Annotated in this window: 19 protein-coding genes; 6 read left to right on the top strand and 13 right to left on the bottom strand. The window is 40.6% G+C overall.

Annotated elements, in window-relative coordinates:
* Positions 1 to 251 precede the first annotated feature (251 nt).
* The 5 genes from carA (at position 252) to OQX62_RS03320 (ending at position 5,203) form a co-directional block, all read left to right on the top strand.
* Positions 252 to 1,364: a glutamine-hydrolyzing carbamoyl-phosphate synthase small subunit gene (gene carA, locus OQX62_RS03340; protein ID WP_265829982.1), complete on the top strand. Its 1,113-nt coding sequence runs from the start codon at positions 252 to 254 to the stop codon at positions 1,362 to 1,364.
* Between the two features lie 86 nt (positions 1,365 to 1,450).
* Positions 1,451 to 2,218, top strand: coding sequence for an ABC transporter ATP-binding protein (locus OQX62_RS03335; protein ID WP_265829981.1), 768 nt, complete (start codon positions 1,451 to 1,453; stop codon positions 2,216 to 2,218).
* Between the two features lie 10 nt (positions 2,219 to 2,228).
* Complete coding sequence (locus OQX62_RS03330) at positions 2,229 to 3,320, top strand: ABC transporter permease (RefSeq protein ID WP_265829980.1); 1,092 nt, start codon at positions 2,229 to 2,231, stop codon at positions 3,318 to 3,320.
* 110 nt (positions 3,321 to 3,430) lie between these two features.
* The gene (gene eno / locus OQX62_RS03325; protein WP_265829979.1) at positions 3,431 to 4,723 is read left to right on the top strand and encodes a phosphopyruvate hydratase; all 1,293 of its coding nucleotides are present in this window, start codon (positions 3,431 to 3,433) and stop codon (positions 4,721 to 4,723) included.
* Between the two features lie 180 nt (positions 4,724 to 4,903).
* A complete protein-coding gene (locus tag OQX62_RS03320) occupies positions 4,904 to 5,203 on the top strand; it encodes an FtsB family cell division protein (RefSeq protein WP_265829978.1) in 300 nt (99 codons plus the stop codon).
* On the opposite strand, the gene OQX62_RS03315 is transcribed toward OQX62_RS03320, so the two are convergent.
* From OQX62_RS03315 to truA, 13 genes are all read right to left on the bottom strand, one after another.
* Entirely contained in the window at positions 5,200 to 5,811 is a 612-nt protein-coding gene (locus OQX62_RS03315; protein WP_265829977.1) for a trimeric intracellular cation channel family protein, read from the bottom strand. The two genes, OQX62_RS03320 and OQX62_RS03315, sit on opposite strands and share 4 nt — an antisense overlap.
* Positions 5,812 to 5,821: 10 nt before the next feature.
* Positions 5,822 to 7,888, bottom strand: a complete 2,067-nt coding sequence (locus tag OQX62_RS03310) for a hypothetical protein (protein ID WP_265829976.1) — start codon at positions 7,886 to 7,888, stop codon at positions 5,822 to 5,824.
* Positions 7,889 to 8,001: 113 nt separating this feature from the next.
* On the bottom strand, positions 8,002 to 8,745 hold the full coding sequence (gene fabG / locus OQX62_RS03305; RefSeq protein ID WP_265829975.1) for a 3-oxoacyl-[acyl-carrier-protein] reductase: 744 nt from the start codon (positions 8,743 to 8,745) through the stop codon (positions 8,002 to 8,004).
* 21 nt (positions 8,746 to 8,766) lie between these two features.
* Complete coding sequence (locus OQX62_RS03300; protein ID WP_265829974.1) at positions 8,767 to 9,822, bottom strand: agmatine deiminase family protein; 1,056 nt, start codon at positions 9,820 to 9,822, stop codon at positions 8,767 to 8,769.
* The gene (locus OQX62_RS03295; protein ID WP_265829973.1) at positions 9,806 to 10,681 is read right to left on the bottom strand and encodes a carbon-nitrogen hydrolase; all 876 of its coding nucleotides are present in this window, start codon (positions 10,679 to 10,681) and stop codon (positions 9,806 to 9,808) included. The genes OQX62_RS03300 and OQX62_RS03295 overlap by 17 nt, the downstream gene beginning before the upstream one ends.
* A gap of 49 nt (positions 10,682 to 10,730) precedes the next feature.
* A complete protein-coding gene (locus tag OQX62_RS03290; protein WP_265829972.1) occupies positions 10,731 to 10,949 on the bottom strand; it encodes a cysteine-rich CWC family protein in 219 nt (72 codons plus the stop codon).
* 77 nt (positions 10,950 to 11,026) lie between these two features.
* Positions 11,027 to 13,405 (bottom strand): ribonucleoside-diphosphate reductase subunit alpha, encoded by a 2,379-nt coding sequence (locus OQX62_RS03285; RefSeq protein ID WP_265829971.1) that lies wholly within the window; start codon positions 13,403 to 13,405, stop codon positions 11,027 to 11,029.
* Between the two features lie 44 nt (positions 13,406 to 13,449).
* Positions 13,450 to 14,421, bottom strand: coding sequence for a ribonucleoside-diphosphate reductase small subunit (locus OQX62_RS03280; protein ID WP_265829970.1), 972 nt, complete (start codon positions 14,419 to 14,421; stop codon positions 13,450 to 13,452).
* A gap of 379 nt (positions 14,422 to 14,800) precedes the next feature.
* Positions 14,801 to 15,184, bottom strand: coding sequence for a septal ring lytic transglycosylase RlpA family protein (locus OQX62_RS03275; RefSeq protein ID WP_265829969.1), 384 nt, complete (start codon positions 15,182 to 15,184; stop codon positions 14,801 to 14,803).
* Between the two features lie 276 nt (positions 15,185 to 15,460).
* Positions 15,461 to 15,937, bottom strand: a complete 477-nt coding sequence (locus tag OQX62_RS03270; protein WP_265829968.1) for a methionine-R-sulfoxide reductase — start codon at positions 15,935 to 15,937, stop codon at positions 15,461 to 15,463.
* A gap of 154 nt (positions 15,938 to 16,091) precedes the next feature.
* Positions 16,092 to 16,964 carry a succinate--CoA ligase subunit alpha gene (gene sucD, locus OQX62_RS03265; RefSeq protein WP_265829967.1) on the bottom strand — a complete coding sequence of 291 codons (873 nt, stop codon included), beginning with the start codon at positions 16,962 to 16,964 and terminating at the stop codon, positions 16,092 to 16,094.
* Positions 16,965 to 17,032: 68 nt separating this feature from the next.
* Positions 17,033 to 18,802: an ABC transporter ATP-binding protein gene (locus OQX62_RS03260; protein WP_265829966.1), complete on the bottom strand. Its 1,770-nt coding sequence runs from the start codon at positions 18,800 to 18,802 to the stop codon at positions 17,033 to 17,035.
* A gap of 3 nt (positions 18,803 to 18,805) precedes the next feature.
* The gene (truA, locus tag OQX62_RS03255) at positions 18,806 to 19,555 is read right to left on the bottom strand and encodes a tRNA pseudouridine(38-40) synthase TruA (protein ID WP_265829965.1); all 750 of its coding nucleotides are present in this window, start codon (positions 19,553 to 19,555) and stop codon (positions 18,806 to 18,808) included.
* A gap of 84 nt (positions 19,556 to 19,639) precedes the next feature.
* On the opposite strand from truA, the gene OQX62_RS03250 reads away from it, so the two are divergent.
* On the top strand, positions 19,640 to 20,098 hold the full coding sequence (locus OQX62_RS03250; protein ID WP_265829964.1) for a DUF4293 domain-containing protein: 459 nt from the start codon (positions 19,640 to 19,642) through the stop codon (positions 20,096 to 20,098).
* Positions 20,099 to 20,174 lie beyond the last annotated feature (76 nt).

Raw genomic sequence — 20,174 nt, 5'->3', positions numbered from 1 at the left:
TGCTTTAGGCGAGCAAAATTAGGGTATTCATTTGAGAAACCGACAGCAAAGGGGTCATTATATACAACAGATCACGTAACATTTTAATCCTTTCAAAAAAAATATGGATATGAAGTTGAAAAACGTATCTTTGTATCCCGAAATGAACGGGTTAGATAGCAGCACATTTGTTAATCACTTTAGCGACTTAAAAACCGCAAATCTTCATTCATTAATCCCTTTTTTAATCTTTATTTCTCATTTAAATTACGATGACTAACTACACCAAGTTACCTGCGATTCTGTTATTGGCCGACGGCACCGTTTATCACGGTAAAGCTGCCGGAAAAATTGGTACAACAACAGGGGAGATTTGTTTCAATACAGGAATGACGGGATATCAGGAAATATTTACTGACCCTTCTTATTTCGGACAGATCATGGTCACTACCAATGCCCATATTGGTAATTATGGAATTCATAAAGAAGAGATCGAATCAGATTCGATTAAAATTGCAGGTCTGGTTTGTAAAAACTACAACATTGGCTACAGCCGTAAAGAAGCCAGCGAATCTATCCAGGATTACTTCCAGAATGAAAATATTGTAGGTATCTCAGATATTGATACACGTGCACTGGTAAGAAAGATCAGGGATCAGGGAGCGATGAATGCCATCATCTCTTCAGAAATAACCGACATTGAAGAATTAAAAGCCAAACTTGCGGAAGTTCCTTCAATGGATGGATTGGAATTGTCTTCTCAGGTATCTACCAAAGAGCCTTATTTTTACGGTTCACCTGAAGCTACTTATAAAGTTGCAGCACTGGATTTCGGAATTAAGAAAAATACCCTGCGCAATTTTGACGACAGGGATTTATACATCCAGGTATTCCCTGCAAAAACTTCATTTGCAGAAATGGATAAATGGGGTGCTGATGCTTATTTCATTTCGAATGGCCCTGGTGATCCGGCCGCAATGTCTTATGCAATTGATACAGTAAAGGAAATTCTGGCCACAGATAAGCCCCTTTTCGGCATCTGCCTTGGTCACCAGCTCCTTGCACAGGCCAATGGAATTGGCACCATGAAAATGTTCAACGGACACAGGGGATTAAACCACCCGGTTAAAAATATTATTAAAGACCATTGTGAGGTAACTTCTCAGAACCATGGTTTCGGGGTGATACCAGATGAAGTAAGGAACTCTGATAAGGTAGAAATTACGCATATCAATTTGAATGATCAGTCTATCGAAGGAATTCGTGTGAAAGGTAAAAAAGCATTCTCTGTACAATACCATCCGGAGTCTTCTCCAGGCCCGCATGACTCACGTTATTTATTCGACGATTTCGTTGACCTGATGACAGGAAAATTATCCTGGTAACAGGTTAATCATCATATTACCACCATTTTTAAAAAGGATTGAATGATTTCAATCCTTTTTGCATAAAACCTTATTACATTTATCTTATGGATAAAACCAATGCCATTATCAGTGTTCGCAATCTGGTAAAAAACTACGCTGATTTTAAGGCTGTACAGGGAATCAGTTTCGATGTATATGAGAACGAGATCTTTGGTTTACTGGGACCAAATGGTGCCGGGAAAACGACAACTTTAGAAATTATTGAAACGCTGCGTGACAAGACTTCGGGAGAAATTATTGTTGACGGTTTATCTGTTGATGAGCAGCCGAATGAGATCAAACGTATTATCGGCGTACAGTTACAGGCTGCGGGTTATTATCCAAATCTTAACCTCGTAGAGTTAATGGAGCTTTTTGCCGGACTTTACGGTGTAGATGTAAAGCCGATGGAAATGCTGGAAAAGGTAAACCTACAGGATAAGGCTAAAGCAAAGTATAAAGCTTTATCAGGCGGACAAAAACAACGTTTTTCTATTGCCACCACCCTGCTGAATTCTCCTAAGATCATTTTTCTTGATGAACCCACTACGGGCCTTGATCCGCAGGCACGCCGAAATTTATGGGATCTGATAATAGCCATCAGGAACAGCGGGACGACAGTAGTGATCACCACCCATTATATGGACGAGGCAGAGCAGTTGTGTGACCGTGTTGCTTTTGTTGAGCGCGGCGAGATCATCGCACTGGATACGCCAGATAACCTGATTGATCAGTTACTGAGCCGTGGATTTGAACGTAAAAAGGAAGTAAAAAAAGCCAACCTGGAAGATGTATTTATCAACCTGACCGGCAAAGAATGGCGTGAAGGCTAAATAAAAGAAAATGAACAAACCTTATAATCATACAAAAGCTACCCTGGCACTGGCAAAAGCCAGTTTCAGATCAATCACACGCAGTCCTTCTGCCGTGGTTTTCACCCTTGCATTTCCGCTGATATTTATCCTTGTTTTTGGATTCCTGGGTGGCGGAGGTATTAAAGTAGATCTCGCCATTGCACCAGGATCAGACCTTAATAATCCAGTGATCAAAGCACTTGAGCAGACTACCGTGGTAAAGCTGATCAAAGACAGGGACACGAAAGAAATTGACCAGCAACTGGAAAAAGGCACTTTAGCGGGGGTGATCGAAGTTCGTAAGAATTCTGTTCCGCAGCCTGCCTATCTGGCCAATGTAAAATACAGTTCGGCATCAATTGATAAGGGAAATATTCTCAAATCTATATTGACCAACCTGATGTACACACTGAACTCGAAAGAACTGAAACCTGCTGTGGCAGAAGTAAGGGAAAGCACTGTTCATGGCCGTACTTACAGAACGATAGACTTTATATTACCCGGACAGTTGGGTTTCTCTTTGCTGAGTACCGGCGTATTCGGCACTGCATTCGTATTTTTTAGTCTGCGCCAAACGCTGGTGATCAAAAGATTTTTTGCTACCCCTGTCAGCAGGTCCAGCATCATCTTAGGTGAATGTCTTGCCAGGATTGGTTTTGCCTTACTGGGAGCGATCTTCATTATACTTGTAGGCCACTTCTTTTTTCATTTCACTTTGATTCACGGCACCGTCACCGTGCTGAATATGATTGTGCTCTCTATCATAGGACTGATCGTATTTATGGGTTTTGGCTTTGTGGTATCTGGTATTGCTAAAAGTGAAAGTACCATTCCGCCGATATCCAACATCATTACACTGCCCCAGTTTTTATTATCGGGAACCTTTTTCTCTATCGATAATTTCCCCTCCTGGCTGCAGCCGATCAGCAGGGCTTTACCTTTAACCTATTTAAATGATGCGATGCGACAGGTTGCTTTTGAAGGCGCGGGGCTGTGGGATGTAAAACAACAGATCCTGATTATGGTCATCTGGGGTATAGGAATATACGTGCTGGCAGTCAAGGTGTTCAAGTGGGAGTAATTTTATAAGGCATTCATCCTGTATAATTTAAATTTTATTTTAACTTTGAATGCTTACTTAGTAATTGTATAATATACACTAAGCGCAACAAAACCAAAAAATATAACAATATGAGTTTAATTATTGATGTACATGCAAGACAAATCCTCGATTCAAGAGGTAACCCTACTGTTGAAGTAGAAGTAATCACTGAGAATGGCCAGATGGGCCGTGCTGCTGTACCTTCTGGTGCAAGTACTGGTAAACATGAGGCGGTTGAATTAAGAGATGGGGATAAAAAAGTCTACATGGGCAAAGGTGTGTTAAAAGCCGTTGAAAATGTAAATAAAAAAATCGCTAAAGAACTTCAGGGAGTTGATGTTTTCGAACAAAACCTGATCGATAAGTTAATGATCGACCTTGATGGTTCTGAAAATAAAGGAAATTTAGGTGCAAATGCAATCTTAGGTGTTTCTTTAGCAGTAGCTAAAGCAGCAGCTGCAGAAAGCAGACAGCCTTTATACCGTTATATTGGTGGTGTAAATGCAAATACTTTACCAGTTCCAATGATGAACATCTTAAACGGTGGTGCACATGCGGATAACAAAATTGATTTCCAGGAATTCATGATTATGCCTTTGGGTGCTAACAGTTTTTCTGAAGCATTACAAATGGGAACTCAGGTATTTCACCACCTGAAAGATGTATTAAAGAAAAAAGGTTATTCTACTAACGTAGGTGATGAAGGTGGTTTTGCACCAAACATCGGTTCTAACGTTGAGGCAATTGAAACAGTATTAACTGCGATTGAAACTGCTGGTTTCACTCCTGGTAAAGATATCTGGATTGCTATGGATGCTGCTGCTTCTGAAATGTATGACAGCAAAACAAAAACTTATAACTTCCACAAATCATCCGGAGAGAAATTAAGCTCTGATGAAATGGTTAAATACTGGGTAGACTGGGCAAATAAATATCCTATCATCTCAATTGAAGATGGTTTGGATGAAGATGACTGGGCTGCATGGGAAGCTTTAACATTAGCTATCGGTAACAAAGTACAGTTAGTGGGTGATGATTTGTTTGTAACTAACGTAAAACGTTTACAACAAGGTATAGACAAAAGCATTGCAAACTCCATCCTGGTTAAAGTAAACCAGATTGGTTCATTAACAGAAACTATCAATGCAGTATCATTGGCACAGAACAGTGGTTATACTTCGGTAATGAGTCACCGTTCGGGAGAAACTGAAGATACTACTATTGCTGATTTAGCTGTTGCGTTAAACTGTGGTCAGATCAAAACTGGTTCAGCTTCACGTTCTGACAGGATAGCAAAATACAACCAGTTGTTACGTATCGAAGAAGAATTAGGTTCTGCCGGTCGTTTCATCGGTAAAGATTTCAAATTTCTGAAAAAATAATAACCTGAAGATGTTTGAAGCTCTTTTCAAACAGCAGCATCAGGTAATTGAAACCTCCGGCCTTTTAAGAAGGCCGGAGGTTTTTTGTATACAATTTAAACGGTTGTAATAACGTTTACATCAAATAATTGCGCTGAGAAGGTGTAATTTTTGCCTGTTTTATTTATATATTTGCTGAATATGAACCGATTACTGGAAATCTTTAGAAACAAATACTTCCTGTCTGCCGCAGCCTTTGTGGTATGGATGTTATTTTTTGATAAGAATGATATGCTTTCCCAGTACGAATACCGCACTGAGGTTCATAAGCTGCAGGAAGAAAAGGACTTTTATGAGAAAGAAACAGCCCGTGTCAAAAAGGACCTTAATGAGCTCAATACGAATTTAAATACAGCGGAGAAGTTTGCGAGGGAAAAGTACTTTATGAAAAAAGATAACGAAGATGTTTTCGTGATCATTAAAGAAGCACCTAAAGACTAATACCCAAACTTGGGTAGTGATAATTTGTAGCGGACGACCACGATCCGCAAAGCGAAGATGAAACCAATCACGAGCACTTTCGCCACATCTGTTTTCAGGTCAAAATACATTAAGGTAAAATACAGCATCCCCCCTATAATACAAGCGGTAGCATAAATTTCTTTCCGGAAAATCAGCGGAATCGTGTTGAGCAGTGTATCCCTGATTACCCCGCCAAAACAACCTGTAATGGTTCCCAAAGCAATACAGATACCCGGACTCAGGCCATAGGCTATCCCCTTTTGAATTCCCAATACCGTAAACAGGCCTAAACCAAGGGAATCAAACAGAAATAAGGTAATCCTGAACTTTTTGATATGTGTCCTGAAAAAGATAGTCAGCAATGAGGTGGCCAGGATCAGGAAGCAATAATTTACATCCCTCATCCATTTAACAGGAGTATCTCCCAAAAGCAGGTCCCGCACCGTACCACCACCGATAGAAGTTACAAAAGCAATGATCAGCACTCCGAAGGGATCAAGGCGACGCTGCAGTGCGGCAAATGAACCTGAAATAGCAAAAGAGATGGTACCGAGAATCTCTATAATTTGTGTGGTAGTAAATTGCATATCTGGTTGATTAAAGGGCAGCGTTTCTTTTCCTGATAAACCATTCAGTACTGAGCAGGAGCAAGATAAAGAAGAAAAGCCACTTAAAGCTGATCAGCTCTTCGTATTTACGGTCTTCATAACTTAAGGTCTTGATCTGATCATTCTTTAGCAGTTCTTCTTTTAAGACCTGCAGCTGGTCCGGAAAATACATTTTCCCATTTGTCTGCGCCGACATCTGGTAAAGCAACTGATGGTTCGCTATGGTTTGCTGGTATTCCGCATTCAATGCGTTGACAAACAAAGATCCTTTAGCGTTATACTGTTTCCCTCCGAAAGTGGTTGTTGCTAAATAATTATAATTCCCGGCAGGCAGCATCCCGGCATCCAGCTGATAGGAGGAGCCAAACCTGGAGAACGTAAAATTATAGGCCTTTCCTTTTTCATCCTTCAGCTGCAGATTAACGTCGGGCTTATTTACCAATTGATAACTATCATTATAGAGCGAGGCATTCAACAGGATATGTTCGTTTCCGTCAAATGACTTTTTTGAAGGGCTTACTTTAAACTTCCTCTTATCGTCCTTAACGGAAAGATACTGAACGATTTTACCAACCAGATCATTAAAGACCGGTGTAGTACCGTTTTCCATACCTTCTTCCAGTTTCCATTTCCATACTCCCTCCCCTATCAGGAAACCTGTTTTAACAAGGCTATTGTTGCTGAAAAATAACTGCGGATAACTGGTACTGACTTTACCTATACGCTGATTGAGCACAATCTGGCTGGTGTTACTCAATTGCGGCTGTCCAAAAGGAGCCTGTAAAGGATCGAAATGCTGAATCACTTTTCTGGAAATCGAATCGAGTTCGAATGCCGAAAATTTCCTGTTCACATCACTATATGTGTATTGCATACTACCATTGTTACCAGATATATTGACCTGGTTTTGCAGCTGATTGAACCTGTTAATATTACTTTGTGCTCCCAGAATATACAATAAAGACACCTGTGCAGACTGAACCCTGTCAATCCATTCCTGTGCATCAAATCCATTGCCTGGCAATTGGTATAAGACAACCAGGCCATATGCTTTTGGATCTGTCTTCAGCAGCTCTTCTCTCATCACCACGGTTACATCGTAGTGTTTATTCAGTGCAATGGACTGCCGCAACGCAGCAATATCAGGATGAGGTCCTGCTGCTGCAATCAGAATCTTTTGTCTGTCGTCAATCACCTCAACCAGCAGCTGCTGTTTATTGTTTTCGAGAGATACTTCATTTGATAAAGCTGATAGCGAAACTGTATACCTGTGCTGTCCGAGTGTTGCCGCTTTAAGTCGCACCGGGATACTTTTGAAAAATGCATTTGAATTAATTTTGATCGTCTCTTCATGAATCTTCTTTCCGTCTTCCATAACCACCAGCATACTTTGCTGCCCATCGGCCTGATAAGCCTGCACTTCGACTTCAATACTGAAGTCATTATCAAGGTAAACCAGTTCACTCGAATTGATATTGGCGATAAGAACATCTTTCTGTGGAATGGTATCGCCCATTGCGATGGTATAAACAGGGGCTTTCAGCACTTCCAACATGGCGGCAGGATTGCCTCCCTTATTAAAGATCCCATCCGTAGCCAGGACTATTGCACCAACATTTCTGTTCACCAATTCATCATTCAGTTTTTTTGTCAGCAGTTCAGCATTGGTAACTTTCCCTTTATAAGTAAAATCAAGCCCTTCAGCTACCTGATCACTAAAGTTATACAACCTGATATCGTATTTTTCCGAGAGCTCCTTAGCGAGCTGCTGCAGCTCTTTTTTATATTTCAGGCTATCAAATCCGGGTGCTGTAACGTGACCGATGGATAAGGAGTTATCCTGCGCAATCACAATGACCGGTTTCTCCAGCGTATAGCTGAGATTCCTGATGAGCGGGGAGAAAAGAAACCATAAGATCAGGGCGATACTTATCGTTCTGCAGACCGCAAGAATAATGCTTAAAGGTTTGGATAGCGTATCCTTTTTCGCATATAATAAAAATGCAAAAAGCGCTCCTGTTAGCAGACAGGCAGCTAAAGCTAAAAAAGAATACATGTTAAATGTGTTGCCCATTACTCGGACTAAATATACATTTAAAAAACAAAAGCTATTCCCTGATCACAAGGAATAGCTTTTATTCTATTATTCGTTTTGGTATTATCTGTCGATTATAACATTCCGCCGCAAACAGACAATACTTGTCCGGTTACGTAGGCACTCATATCTGAAGCCAGGAATACGCAAACATTAGCTACATCTTCAGGTTCACCAGCACGTTTCAAAGGAATACCTTCTTCCCATCCTTTTACCACTTTCGGATCGAGCACATCAGTCATTTCAGTACGGATAAAACCAGGTGCAACTACATTGGTACGGATATTTCTTGATCCCAATTCTTTAGCTACAGATTTAGAGAAACCAATTATTCCCGCTTTAGAAGCCGCATAATTGGCCTGACCAGCATTTCCCTGAACACCTACTACTGAACTTAAATTGATGAAAGAACCTTTACGGTTTTTCATCATGATTTTTGAAGCCGCTTTGGTTACGTTGAATACTGATTTAAGATTTACATTCAGCACATCATCCCAGTTTTCTTCACTCATGCGCATTAACAAGCCATCTTTTGTGATTCCTGCATTGTTCACTACAATGTCAAGCGTACCAAAATCAGCAACAATATCAGCGATCAGTTTTTCTGCTTCGTCGAATTTAGACGCATCAGAGCGGTAACCCTTAACCTGTGTGCCGTAAGTCTGTAATTCCTGCTCCAGTGCTTCACCTTTTTCAACAGATGATAAATAAGTGAAAGCAACATTGGCGCCCTGTTCTGCAAATTTCTCCGCTATCTTGCGGCCTATTCCTTTTGAAGCACCAGTAATTAATGCTGTTTTTCCTTCTAATAATTTCATTTTTATATTTTTTGATATAGGTTATATAGCAGGTTCCTGCTGACTTAAACAATGGAAGCTGCCTAATCCCCAGATGATGTCTGTTGAATCGATGCCAACCACTTTCCTGTCCGGGAAAACGCTTCTGATGATCTCTAAGGCAATCTCGTCATTCACATCCCTAAATGTAGGTACAATTACTGCTGCATTTGCGATATAAAAATTCGCATAAGAAGCAGGCAATCGCGTATCCTCATGAATTACAGGGGACGGCATAGGTAGTTCGATAATATTTAAAGGCATGCCATTGATTAATCTCATGGCTTTCAGCTCCTGCAGATTTTCCTTCAGCAGAATATAGTTCTCATCCAGCGGATTAGATTCTATAACTGTAAGCACTGTATTTGGATTTACAAAACGGGTAATATCATCAATATGTCCGTCTGTATCATCTCCAACAATACCATCACCTACCCAGAGTACCTGTAAAGCACCATAACATTCTTTCAGGTATTCTTCAATCTGTTCCTGGTTCAGGTGCGGATTCCTGTTTTCATTTAGTAAACAAGCTCTTGAAGTCAGGATTGTCCCTGCTCCGTTAAACTCAACGGAACCACCTTCCATTACGATACCCGGATTGAATACAGGCAGGTTAAAATGTTCGCCGATACGTGTCGGAATAACATCATCCAGCTCATAAGGAGGATATTTGCCTCCCCAGGCGTTATAACCCCAGTCCACCACCACCTTTTTCTGTTCTGCAGCAGGATTGATCAGGAAGGCCGGACCGTGATCACGGCACCAGGCATCGTTGCTTGGATTAAAATAGAATTCTATCTGACTCAGATCAGCTCCTGCTTCTTCCAGCTTTGCAACAGCAAAAGCTTTGGTTGCCTCATCATTCACATTAATCCTTACTTTCTCTCCTTCTGCTACTACCTTAATAAACTGGCAGTATGGTGCGTAAATGGTATCTATTTTTCCCGGCCATGAAGCTTCTTTATGAGGCCATGTTAGCCATGTAGCTTCGTGTTTTTCCCATTCTGCGGGGAAACGGTATCCCGCTCTCCGGGGCGAGTGATCAAATAGACTCGTCATCTATATATCTTTTAGTAATTTGTGAATAACTATCAATTCTTCTGTCGCGTAAAAACGGCCAGTGTGTCCGGTAACTATCAGATTTCGATAAATCAAGTTCTACCACTTTTAATTCTTCCTGATCATGGGTAGCCTGGTATAATAATGATCCGAAAGGATTGGATACAAACGATCCGCCCCAGAAAGAAACACCAGCTTCTTCACCAACACGGTTAATGCTTACTACCGGTACACCATTTGCAATAGCGTGCGAGCGTTGAATCGTTTGCCAGGCATTATATTGTTCCTTATTCGTACCTTCATCCTGCGTAGTTGCCCATCCAATTGCAGTTGGGTAAACCAGGAAATCAGCTCCCATCAGTGCCGTTAAACGTGCAGCTTCAGGATACCACTGATCCCAGCAGATCAGCACACCAATTTTAGCATATTTGGTTTTGAATACCTTATAACCCAAATCTCCTGGCGTAAAGTAGAACTTTTCATAAAAACCAGGATCATCAGGAATATGCATTTTACGGTATTTACCCAGATAAGTTCCATCAGCATCTAAAACTGCTGTGGTGTTATGGTACAGACCTTCTGCCCTTTTTTCAAAAAGTGAAGCCACAATTACCACATTCAGTTCTGCAGCAACTGCAGATAAGACATCAGTAGAGGGGCCGGGAATAGTTTCTGCCAGTTTAAAGTTTTCGTAGTCTTCCACGTCACAGAAATACAGTGAAGTAAATAACTCCTGCAGGCATACTACCTGTGCACCCTGAGCCGCAATTTCGCGGATCTTTGCAATTGCTTTATCTAAATTCTCTTGTTTGTTGTTGGTACAGGTCATCTGTACTAACCCAACTTGTACTTTAGCCATTCTATGAAATTTTGGTGCAAAGTTAACAGAAAAATATTTCTGTGATTGATTATTCTGAAATCGGGGTTTTGATCAGCGTATCCCTGTATTCCTGCTGCAGTTCGAACAGGCATTTAGCACAGAGACAGCTATCATAATGTTCACTGATATACTGCACTTCATTTAAATCAAGATACACTACACTGCATTGGCATTTGGTGTATGAATTCGCTTTACACTCAATTGGCACACCGCAACGTTCGCATGGTATAATTTCATGTTTGGCCATTATGATCCTGCATTAAAACACAAAAGTACGGTAAAATGAATTACCGTACTTTATAAGTTAACTTTATGAGATTTAAATTATCCTGAGCAGCTGATACAGCCTTCTTCCATAGAGCAAACCGGACCGTCTGTAATTTCTTCTACAACCTGTTCGATATGTTCCGGAATCACCGGCTCCATGTTCTTTCCGGCCTGATTCTCTACAGTAAATTTAACTGCCTGAGAAGCTGCCTGCGTACGCAGGTAATACATTCCTGTTTTCAAACCTTTTTTCCATGCATAGAAATGCATTGATGTAAGCTTGGATGTATTTGGTGCATTGATGAACAGGTTCAGTGACTGTGACTGGCAAATGTATGCGCCACGATCTGCGGCCATGTCAATAATGCTGCGCATTTTAATTTCCCAAACTGTTTTGTACAATTCTTTAATGTAATCAGGGATTTCAGCAATATCCTGAATTGAACCATTTGCAAGAATAATTCTGTCTTTCATTGCAGGTGTCCACAATCCGAGAGCGACTAAGTCCTTTAACAAATGTTTGTTCACTACAACGAATTCACCACTCAATACACGTCTGGTATAAATGTTCGAAGTATAAGGTTCAAAACATTCGTTGTTACCCAATATTTGTGAAGTAGAAGCCGTAGGCATAGGTGCAACCAATAGTGAGTTACGCACACCGTCTTTCACCACTTTGGCACGTAATGTTTCCCAATCCCAGCGGTTACTCTTCGGTTTCACATTCCAAAGGTCAAACTGAAATTTACCTTCCGATAAAGGAGATCCTTTGAAAGTTTCATAAGCACCTTCTTTTAAAGCAAGATCATGCGAAGCGGTCATCGCTGCGAAGTAAATGGTTTCAAAGATATCTGTATTCAGTTCTTTGGCACCTTCACTTTCGAACGGTAAACGCATTAAAATAAACGCATCAGCTAATCCCTGCACACCTAAACCAACCGGTCTGTGGCGCATGTTGGAATACCTTGCTTCTTCTATCGGATAATAGTTGTTATCTATAACCTTATTCAGGTTTAAAGTTGTCTGGTAAGTGATCTCATATAATTTCTGGTGATCAAACTCCCCGTTGATGACAAAGCGTGGCAATGCCAGGGAAGCTAAATTACATACAGCAACTTCATCTTTAGACGAGTACTCCATGATCTCTGTACACAGGTTTGAACTTTTGATTGTTCCTAAGTTCTGCTGGTTGGATTTACCATTCGCCGCATCTTTATATAACAAATACGGTGTTCCTGTCTCAATCTGTGAATCCAGGATCGCAAACCATAGTTCCTGTGCTTTGATCGTTTTACGGGCACGGCCTTCTTTTTCATAACGCTCGTACAGTGCATTAAATTCAGCACCGAAACAATCCGCCAAGCCTGGTGCCTCATCCGGACTAAACAAGCTCCACTCTCCATTTTCTTCTACACGCTGCATGAACAAATCGCAGATCCATAAGGCGTAGAACAAATCACGCGCACGCATTTCTTCCTTGCCGTGGTTTTTACGCAAATCCAGGAAAGCAAAAACATCAGCATGCCATGGCTCTAAATAGATGGCAAATGCACCTTTACGTTTACCTCCGCCCTGATCTACATAACGTGCCGTATCATTGAATACTTTTAACATCGGCACGATACCATTACTGGTTCCGTTCGTTCCGCTGATGTATGCACCTGTAGCTCTTACATTATGAATACTCAATCCAATTCCGCCGGCACTCTGAGAGATTTTGGCAGTTTGTTTCAGCGTATCATAAATTCCTTCAATACTATCGTCCTGCATCGTCAGTAAAAAGCAGGAAGACATCTGAGGTTTAGGTGTTCCTGCATTGAATAAAGTCGGTGTACCATGTGTAAACCAACGCTCACTCATTTGATTGTAAGTAGTAATTACACTCTCAATATCATCTTTGTGGATTCCCACAGCAACACGCATATACAGGTGCTGAGGACGTTCTACAATGACGCCGTTTACTTTTAACAGGTATGATTTCTCCAGTGTTTTGAAACCAAAGTAGTCAAAACCGAAATCCCTGTCATATATGATAGTACTGTCTAAAATGTCAGCATTTTTCTGAATGATTTCCCATACGTCCTCAGCAATTAAAGAGGCTGATTTATCCGTTTTAGGATCTACATATTTATACAGCATCTCCATCGTTTTTGAAAACGACTTGATCGTATTTTTATGCAGGTTAGATACCGCAATCCTGGAAGCTAGTAAAGCATAATCAGGATGTTTTGTGGTTAGAGAGGCAGCGGTTTCTGCAGCAAGGTTATCTAATTCTGATGTTGTTACCCCATCATATAAACCTTCAATAACTTTCTTAGCTACATCGATAGGATCTACCAGTTCTGCATTGAAACCATAACACAGTTTTTCAATACGTGCAGTGATCTTATCAAACCGTACCGCTTCTTTGCGGCCATCTCTTTTTTCTACAAACATATTTTCTTAAGGTTTTGTATAAACTAATATTTTATTATCTGGCACTAAAAATCATCATCAAGAGAGAAAGCAGCTGCTTTGTCTTCAGTTGAGGTGAGTACACCACTTTTCTGGTAATCTCCAACACGTTTTTCGAAGAAATTGGTTTTTCCCTGCAGGGAAATCATCTCCATAAAATCAAACGGATTAGTGGCATTGTATATTTTATCATATCCCAGTTCCTGAGACCATCTGTCAGCCACAAACTCAATGTATTGCGACATTAGTTTTGCGTTCATACCAATCAATGCTACCGGTAATGCATCAGTCACAAATTCCTTCTCAATTTCAACTGCATCTTTGATGATTCCGTGTACAGCTTCCTGAGTCAGTCTGTTTTCGAGCATTTTGTACAGCAGGCAGGCAAATTCACAATGCATTCCTTCATCTCTTGAGATCAGCTCGTTGCTGAAGGTTAGGCCCGGCATTAAACCACGTTTCTTTAACCAGAAAATTGAGCAGAAGCTACCACTAAAGAAGATACCTTCCACCGCAGCAAAAGCTACCAGACGCTCTGCAAAGTTTCCGTTATCAATCCAGCGTAAAGCCCATTCTGCTTTTCTTTTCACACATGGAACAGTTTCTATCGCATGGAAAAGTCTGTCTTTTTCAGCCTCATCCTTGATATAAGTGTCAATCAGTAAAGCATAGGTTTCAGAATGGATATTTTCCATCATGATCTGGAAACCATAAAAGCAACGTGCTTCAGGTAACTGAACCTCGCTCATAAAGTTTACCGCAAGGTTTTCATTTACGATACCATCACTCGCAGAGAAAAAAGCTAAGATGTGGGAGATAAAATGTCTTTCACCATCATTAAGATTATCCCAGTGTTTCTGATCGTCAGACAAATCTATTTCCTCTGCCGTCCAAAAACTCGCTTCGCTTTTCTTATACATTTCCCATATTGCCGGATATTTGATTGGCAAAAGGACAAAGCGATCCTTGTTCTCCCTAAGTAATACTTCTTCTTCCATGGATATAATTTTTTGATGTAATATGCTAATTCAATGTTATTAACATCTTTGACTACCGGAGTCAGCAAAGCCACTATTTAAATGAGAAGATAAAACATATTTATTCGTCTTATTGATCTTAAACCTTTAAATACTAAACCTTTAACTGATTATCTAATGATGAGGTAGCAAAGAATTTTGTTAGAACAAATATAACCCATGTGATTTTTAAACGATAGCAATAGTTGTTAACATGCGGACGTAGTTATCCACATTGAGGAAAGAAATTCACAGTGCTATCACTTTATCCGTTCCTTATAGGTTTGAAAACCACCAGATAATGCGAAAGGTGCAAATGTTAATAACATTTGCAGATCCACTTAAAATGCTTAATAAGCCCTTATGATTTGCGGTTGTAGGCGATCTCTACTTTTGATTGCCCTTTACCAAAAAAGCCGAGTTCTTTGGCAGCACATTCAGAAACATCAATGATAAATCTTTTGCTGTAAGGCCCGCGGTCATTAATTTCAACCTCTACCGATTTGCCATTGGAAAGATTAGTTACAGTAACGATGGTGCCGAATGGCAGAGAAAGATGTGCAGCAGTAAATTTGCCCCTTCTGTATTTTGCGCCACTGGTAGTTCTGCGGCCTTCGAATTTTCTGTGGTAATAAGTTGCAAAACCGGTCTTGATTTTCTGGATGCTATCCAGGGGTATAGTGTCTTCCTGAGCATCAACTTGTATAAAAAGAAACATGCTGATTAAAAGCAAACAATATTTCATAAGCATCTATTTATTTATTTCAATTACCTCTTAGAGATGGATTCCTGATATAAATTCATCCGGTTTCTTCCCCTTAAGAGTATTTATTTATTTATTTCAATTGCATTATGGAATCTGCGTGAATGGAGGCTATTTTTGCGCTCATTAACATGCGGATTCATTTTCTATTTTTTGTCCGAGCCTTCAAATCTAGGCAAAATAATCCTGCCATCCTAAAAAAATAACGCCCAATGAATTGATCATCGGGCGTTTATGAAATTTCACATCACAATTGTGCTATTTATCAGGCACAAAATTCATTGAAATTGAGTTCACACAATTACGTGTATTCTTGGCGGTAAAACCTTCTCCAAGGAATACGTGACCCAGATGGGCTTTACAATTTGCACACACGATTTCGGTCCTGGACCCGTCAGCATCAGGTATTCTGATGACAGCCCCTTTGATCTCATCATCAAAACTTGGCCAGCCGCATTCAGATTCAAATTTTGATTCCGAGCGATATAAAGGCGCATTACAGCGTTTACATGTGTAAGTTCCCTTCGCCGTATTGTTCAGCAATTTGCCCGTACCGGGATATTCTGTTCCCTTACGAACAATTACATCTTCTTCTTCCTTTGTTAATTTATTCCATTCCATTTTACCTGTTGTATTTTTTGGTTCGGCTTTCTTAGGTTGCTGCGCACAGGCAACCAGACTGCTTAAAAAAAAGAGCCCGCCCAATAGCAGCGATCTGTTAATTATATTTTTCATTTGATGTGGTTTTATATGATATTGATAACCATACATACGCTTAACGGATATGCAAAGTTTTTAGCATGCTGTCAAATTAAACTGACAAATCAGGAACACAAAAAAGCCTGCAGCATTTTTCAATGTGCAGGCCTGTATAATTTTAGGTCAGCGATTATTTTTTCAATAATCCAGCCATTGTGATTCCAATTTCAGCCGGGCTTTCCACTACATGAATACCACATTCTGCCATAATTTTCATTTTTGCAGCAGCAGTATCATCAGCACCACCAACGATAGCACCAGCATGACCCATTCTACGTCCCGCAGGAGCAGTCTGACCAGCAATGAAACCGACAACGGGTTTAGTACCGTTTTCTTTAATCCAAAGCGCAGCTTCAGCTTCCATACCACCACCAATTTCACCAATCATGATGATACCTTCAGTTTCAGGATCATTCATTAAAAGTTCAACAGCTTCTTTTGTAGTTGTACCAATGATCGGATCTCCACCGATACCGATAGCTGTAGTAATACCAAAACCAGCTTTCACGATCTGATCAACAGCTTCGTAAGTAAGCGTTCCTGATTTAGATACAACACCAACTGTTCCTTTTTTGAAGATAAAGCCTGGCATGATACCAATTTTAGCCTCATCAGCAGTGATAATTCCAGGACAGTTAGGTCCGATTAAACGACAGTCCTTGTCAGAAATATATTCTTTTACCTGAATCATATCCTTTGTAGGGATACCTTCAGTAATACATACAATAACTTTAATTCCAGCCTCAGCAGCTTCCATAATAGCATCTGCAGCAAATGCAGGTGGAACAAAGATGATAGATACATTGGCGCCAGCCTGATCAACCGCATCTTTAACCGTGTTAAAAACCGGTCTGTCTAAATGAGTTTGTCCGCCTTTACCAGGAGTTACCCCGCCAACTACGTCAGTGCCGTATTCTATCATTTGTGAAGCATGGTAAGTACCTTCATTTCCGGTAAAACCTTGTACAATTACTTTTGAATCTTTATTTACTAAAACACTCATGTATCTATATTTTTTTATGCAAATCTAAGATTATTGCATGGATTGCCAAATGCAATTCAAACATTTAACTATTTAGCTATACCGACGGAATTAAATTGCAAATCATACAGCCTCCTGTAGTAGCCATCAAGCTTCAGCAATTCCTGGTGATTGCCTATTTCCTTAATTTCTCCCTTATCCAGCACAATAATCTGATCTGCCTTCTGGATAGTGGACAAGCGATGTGCAATGACGATGGAGGTCCTGCCTTTCATCAACCGGTCTATTGCATTCTGAATCAGCATCTCCGTTTCTGTGTCTACGGACGATGTAGCCTCATCTAAAACTAAAATCGAAGGGTTATAAACCAATGCCCTGATAAAAGAAATCAGCTGTGCCTGTCCGGCAGAAAGCGTTGCCCCGCGCTCCATCACATTGTATTGGTAGCCGCCCGGGAGGCGTTCGATAAAGTCGTGCGCACCCACTTTTTTAGCCGCATCCACCACTTCCTCCATGGTAACAGATGGATTATTCAGAGTAATATTGTTGAAAATCGTATCCGAAAAGAGAAATACATCCTGCAGAACTGTAGCGATCTTGTTACGGAGATAAGACAATTCATAATCGTCTATGTTTACGCCGTCAATTTTGATCTCCCCCTGCTGTATGTCATAAAAACGATTGAGAATATTGATGGTAGAGGATTTTCCGGCGCCCGTTGCGCCAACCATGGCGATCGTTTGCCCGGCCTTCACAGTGAAAGACAGATTTTTCAGTACAAAGTTTTCATCGTTATACGCAAACCACACCCGATCAAATGAAATGGCACCTTTCATCTTTTCAGGTGTATACACACCATTATTGACCGTCTTCTCGTTGGTGTCAAGCACTTTAAATACCCGCTCTGCTCCTACCATACCCATCTGGAGTGTATTGAATTTATCCGCAAGTTCCCGGATAGGCCTGAAGAGCATACCGATATACAAGATAAATTCGGCTATCGTTCCAGGTGTAACATCCAGTGGTTTTGATAAGATACTTCTGGCGCCGTACCAGACCAGTAGGCCTAATGACATTGCAGAAATCACTTCTACTACCGGAAAGAAAATAGAATAGTACCAATTTGACCGGATGTTCGCATCGCGGTAACGCGAATTGATCTTTTTAAACTTCCGGTACTCCTGTTCTTCCCTTGCAAAGTACTGGATGATTGATATCCCGGTAATATGTTCCTGTAAATACGTATTCAGGTTAGAGACTTCCGTCCTGATTTCCTGAAAAGCAGATTTAATTGATTTTTGAAAGACTGAAGTCGCCATAATCAGCAAAGGCATGGGCAGCAAAACCATCAGCGTTAGGCTCCAGTCGGCATACAACATCACGCCAATAATGGCAATGACCTGCAGGATATCACCGATAATTACAATCAATCCCTCAGAAAAGATATCAGAGATGGTCTCCAGGTCAGACACGGTACGTGTAATCAACTGGCCAATGGGTGTTTTATCAAAAAACTTAAGTCTGAGTTTGGTAATATGATTGAATACGTTGATCCGCAAATCGCGGATAGCCGACTGTCCGAGCGTATTGGTGAGCAGTGTATGGCTATACTGTATCACGCTTTGCACGACAAGCAATACCAGCATGACTACTGTCATCATCACCAGGCCACTATATTGACCTTTCAGAATGTAATTATCAAGTGTATATTTAATCAGAAAAGGTCTTACCGGTGCTACTACAGCGAGCAGGATAGTCAGGATCACTGACCAGATAAAGATTCTCCGATAGGGCTTCACATATTGAAAAACCCTTTTCAATAAACTTACATTAAAAGCATCACCCGTTATTTTAGACATATTTTATTTGACGTAAGGATATATAACATTTACGAGATAAAGTCCACATGCAGGTACGGACTGACCAGCTTTACTGCGATTTTTACTCTCTATAATTTCTACCAGTTCTGCCACGCTGATTTCTTTCCGGCCAATCAGGATTAAGGTTCCTACTACGGCGCGCACCATATTCCTCAGAAAACGGTCCGCCGTAATCTTAAACACAAGTCCGTCCTCTACAGGCCTGAAATAAGCTTCAGTGATTATACAGTTATTTGTCGCCGTATCACTTGCCTTACTGAAACTGGTGAAATCTTTATAATTTAATAACAATGCCGCAGCGGCATTCATGGCATCTGCATCCAGTTTCCATTTGTATAACCAGGAACGGTTAAGTTTAAACGGGTCTTTATGGAAATGGAAATGATATTCATAAGATCTCGCGGTGGCATCAAAACGTGCGTGTGCATCACCTGCGACTTTAAATATGCGCTTTACTGCAATCTGATAAGGTAAAAGTGAGTTTACTCCGCCCACTGATCTTTCCGCCTGCTCTACAGTCACCTCATTCAAATCCATGTGTGCAAAAAATGTACTGGAATGTACACCCGTGTCCGTTCTGCCGCAGCCCAGTGTTTCTACTTTCTGCCTGAAAAAAACCGAAAGTGCCTTATCAAGCTCTTCCTGAACGGTTATGGCATTTGGCTGGATCTGCCATCCGTGATAAGCAGTTCCGTCGTAGGCTAATTCTATAAAAAAACGTTGCGTATTCAATTGACTGCAAAAATACTTTTTTCCGCTAACAAGACAGGCCTTTAGCTGTCTTTTAATATATTTGTTGAAAATTATTGAATTGATATGATACAAAGAGTACAATCGATATGGCTGTTTCTGGCAAGCCTGACTTTGTTTTTATTACTGATATTACCCATACTCACAAAAACGGGTAGTGCAGGAGAATTGTGGTTTCAGGTAGGCGGATTATATCAGAAGGCCAATCAGGGCACAAAACAACTGGCCGCTTATACGCCACTTTTTGGCTTTACCATATTCACAGGTTTGATTTGTCTCGTCAATATTTTCAACTTCAAGAACAGAACGCTACAAAAGCGGATCATTCTTTTAGCGATCATCTTCATTATCGTTATTATCGCAGGAGCAGCTTACTATGCGCAAACTATTCCCGGCGGAATAAACGGAGCTTCTTTTAACGCCGGCACCTATCTGCCTGCCGTTTCCATTCTTTTTTGTGTACTGGCTATCAGAGGTATTAGTAATGATGAACGGCTAATCAGATCGGCCGACAGACTAAGATAAAGGTTATTTACTTTTTATTTAGTTATGTACCAAACAAATACCGAAAAATAAGCGTACCTTTGCGGCTTAATAATAA

Origin of the sequence: Pedobacter sp. MR2016-24, assembly GCF_026239655.1 — a bacterium.
GTDB lineage: Bacteria > Bacteroidota > Bacteroidia > Sphingobacteriales > Sphingobacteriaceae > Pedobacter.
Note: the sequence above shows the minus strand (reverse complement) of the source record. Positions and strands in the feature narration are given on the sequence as shown.

What these genes read in the sequence shown, in the direction of transcription:
- fabG (WP_265829975.1), bottom strand. Translation starts at nt 8,745, where the DNA reads ATGAAATTATTAGAAGGAAAAACAGCATTAATTACTGGTGCTTCAAAA.
- OQX62_RS03260 (WP_265829966.1), bottom strand. Translation starts at nt 18,802, where the DNA reads ATGTCTAAAATAACGGGTGATGCTTTTAATGTAAGTTTATTGAAAAGG.
- OQX62_RS03285 (WP_265829971.1), bottom strand. Translation starts at nt 13,405, where the DNA reads ATGTTTGTAGAAAAAAGAGATGGCCGCAAAGAAGCGGTACGGTTTGAT.
- OQX62_RS03310 (WP_265829976.1), bottom strand. Translation starts at nt 7,888, where the DNA reads ATGTATTCTTTTTTAGCTTTAGCTGCCTGTCTGCTAACAGGAGCGCTT.
- carA (WP_265829982.1), top strand. Translation starts at nt 252, where the DNA reads ATGACTAACTACACCAAGTTACCTGCGATTCTGTTATTGGCCGACGGC.
- OQX62_RS03250 (WP_265829964.1), top strand. Translation starts at nt 19,640, where the DNA reads ATGATACAAAGAGTACAATCGATATGGCTGTTTCTGGCAAGCCTGACT.
- OQX62_RS03335 (WP_265829981.1), top strand. Translation starts at nt 1,451, where the DNA reads ATGGATAAAACCAATGCCATTATCAGTGTTCGCAATCTGGTAAAAAAC.
- sucD (WP_265829967.1), bottom strand. Translation starts at nt 16,964, where the DNA reads ATGAGTGTTTTAGTAAATAAAGATTCAAAAGTAATTGTACAAGGTTTT.
- OQX62_RS03270 (WP_265829968.1), bottom strand. Translation starts at nt 15,937, where the DNA reads ATGAAAAATATAATTAACAGATCGCTGCTATTGGGCGGGCTCTTTTTT.
- OQX62_RS03300 (WP_265829974.1), bottom strand. Translation starts at nt 9,822, where the DNA reads ATGACGAGTCTATTTGATCACTCGCCCCGGAGAGCGGGATACCGTTTC.
- OQX62_RS03280 (WP_265829970.1), bottom strand. Translation starts at nt 14,421, where the DNA reads ATGGAAGAAGAAGTATTACTTAGGGAGAACAAGGATCGCTTTGTCCTT.
- OQX62_RS03295 (WP_265829973.1), bottom strand. Translation starts at nt 10,681, where the DNA reads ATGGCTAAAGTACAAGTTGGGTTAGTACAGATGACCTGTACCAACAAC.
- OQX62_RS03320 (WP_265829978.1), top strand. Translation starts at nt 4,904, where the DNA reads ATGAACCGATTACTGGAAATCTTTAGAAACAAATACTTCCTGTCTGCC.
- OQX62_RS03290 (WP_265829972.1), bottom strand. Translation starts at nt 10,949, where the DNA reads ATGGCCAAACATGAAATTATACCATGCGAACGTTGCGGTGTGCCAATT.
- eno (WP_265829979.1), top strand. Translation starts at nt 3,431, where the DNA reads ATGAGTTTAATTATTGATGTACATGCAAGACAAATCCTCGATTCAAGA.
- OQX62_RS03275 (WP_265829969.1), bottom strand. Translation starts at nt 15,184, where the DNA reads ATGAAATATTGTTTGCTTTTAATCAGCATGTTTCTTTTTATACAAGTT.
- OQX62_RS03315 (WP_265829977.1), bottom strand. Translation starts at nt 5,811, where the DNA reads ATGCAATTTACTACCACACAAATTATAGAGATTCTCGGTACCATCTCT.
- OQX62_RS03330 (WP_265829980.1), top strand. Translation starts at nt 2,229, where the DNA reads ATGAACAAACCTTATAATCATACAAAAGCTACCCTGGCACTGGCAAAA.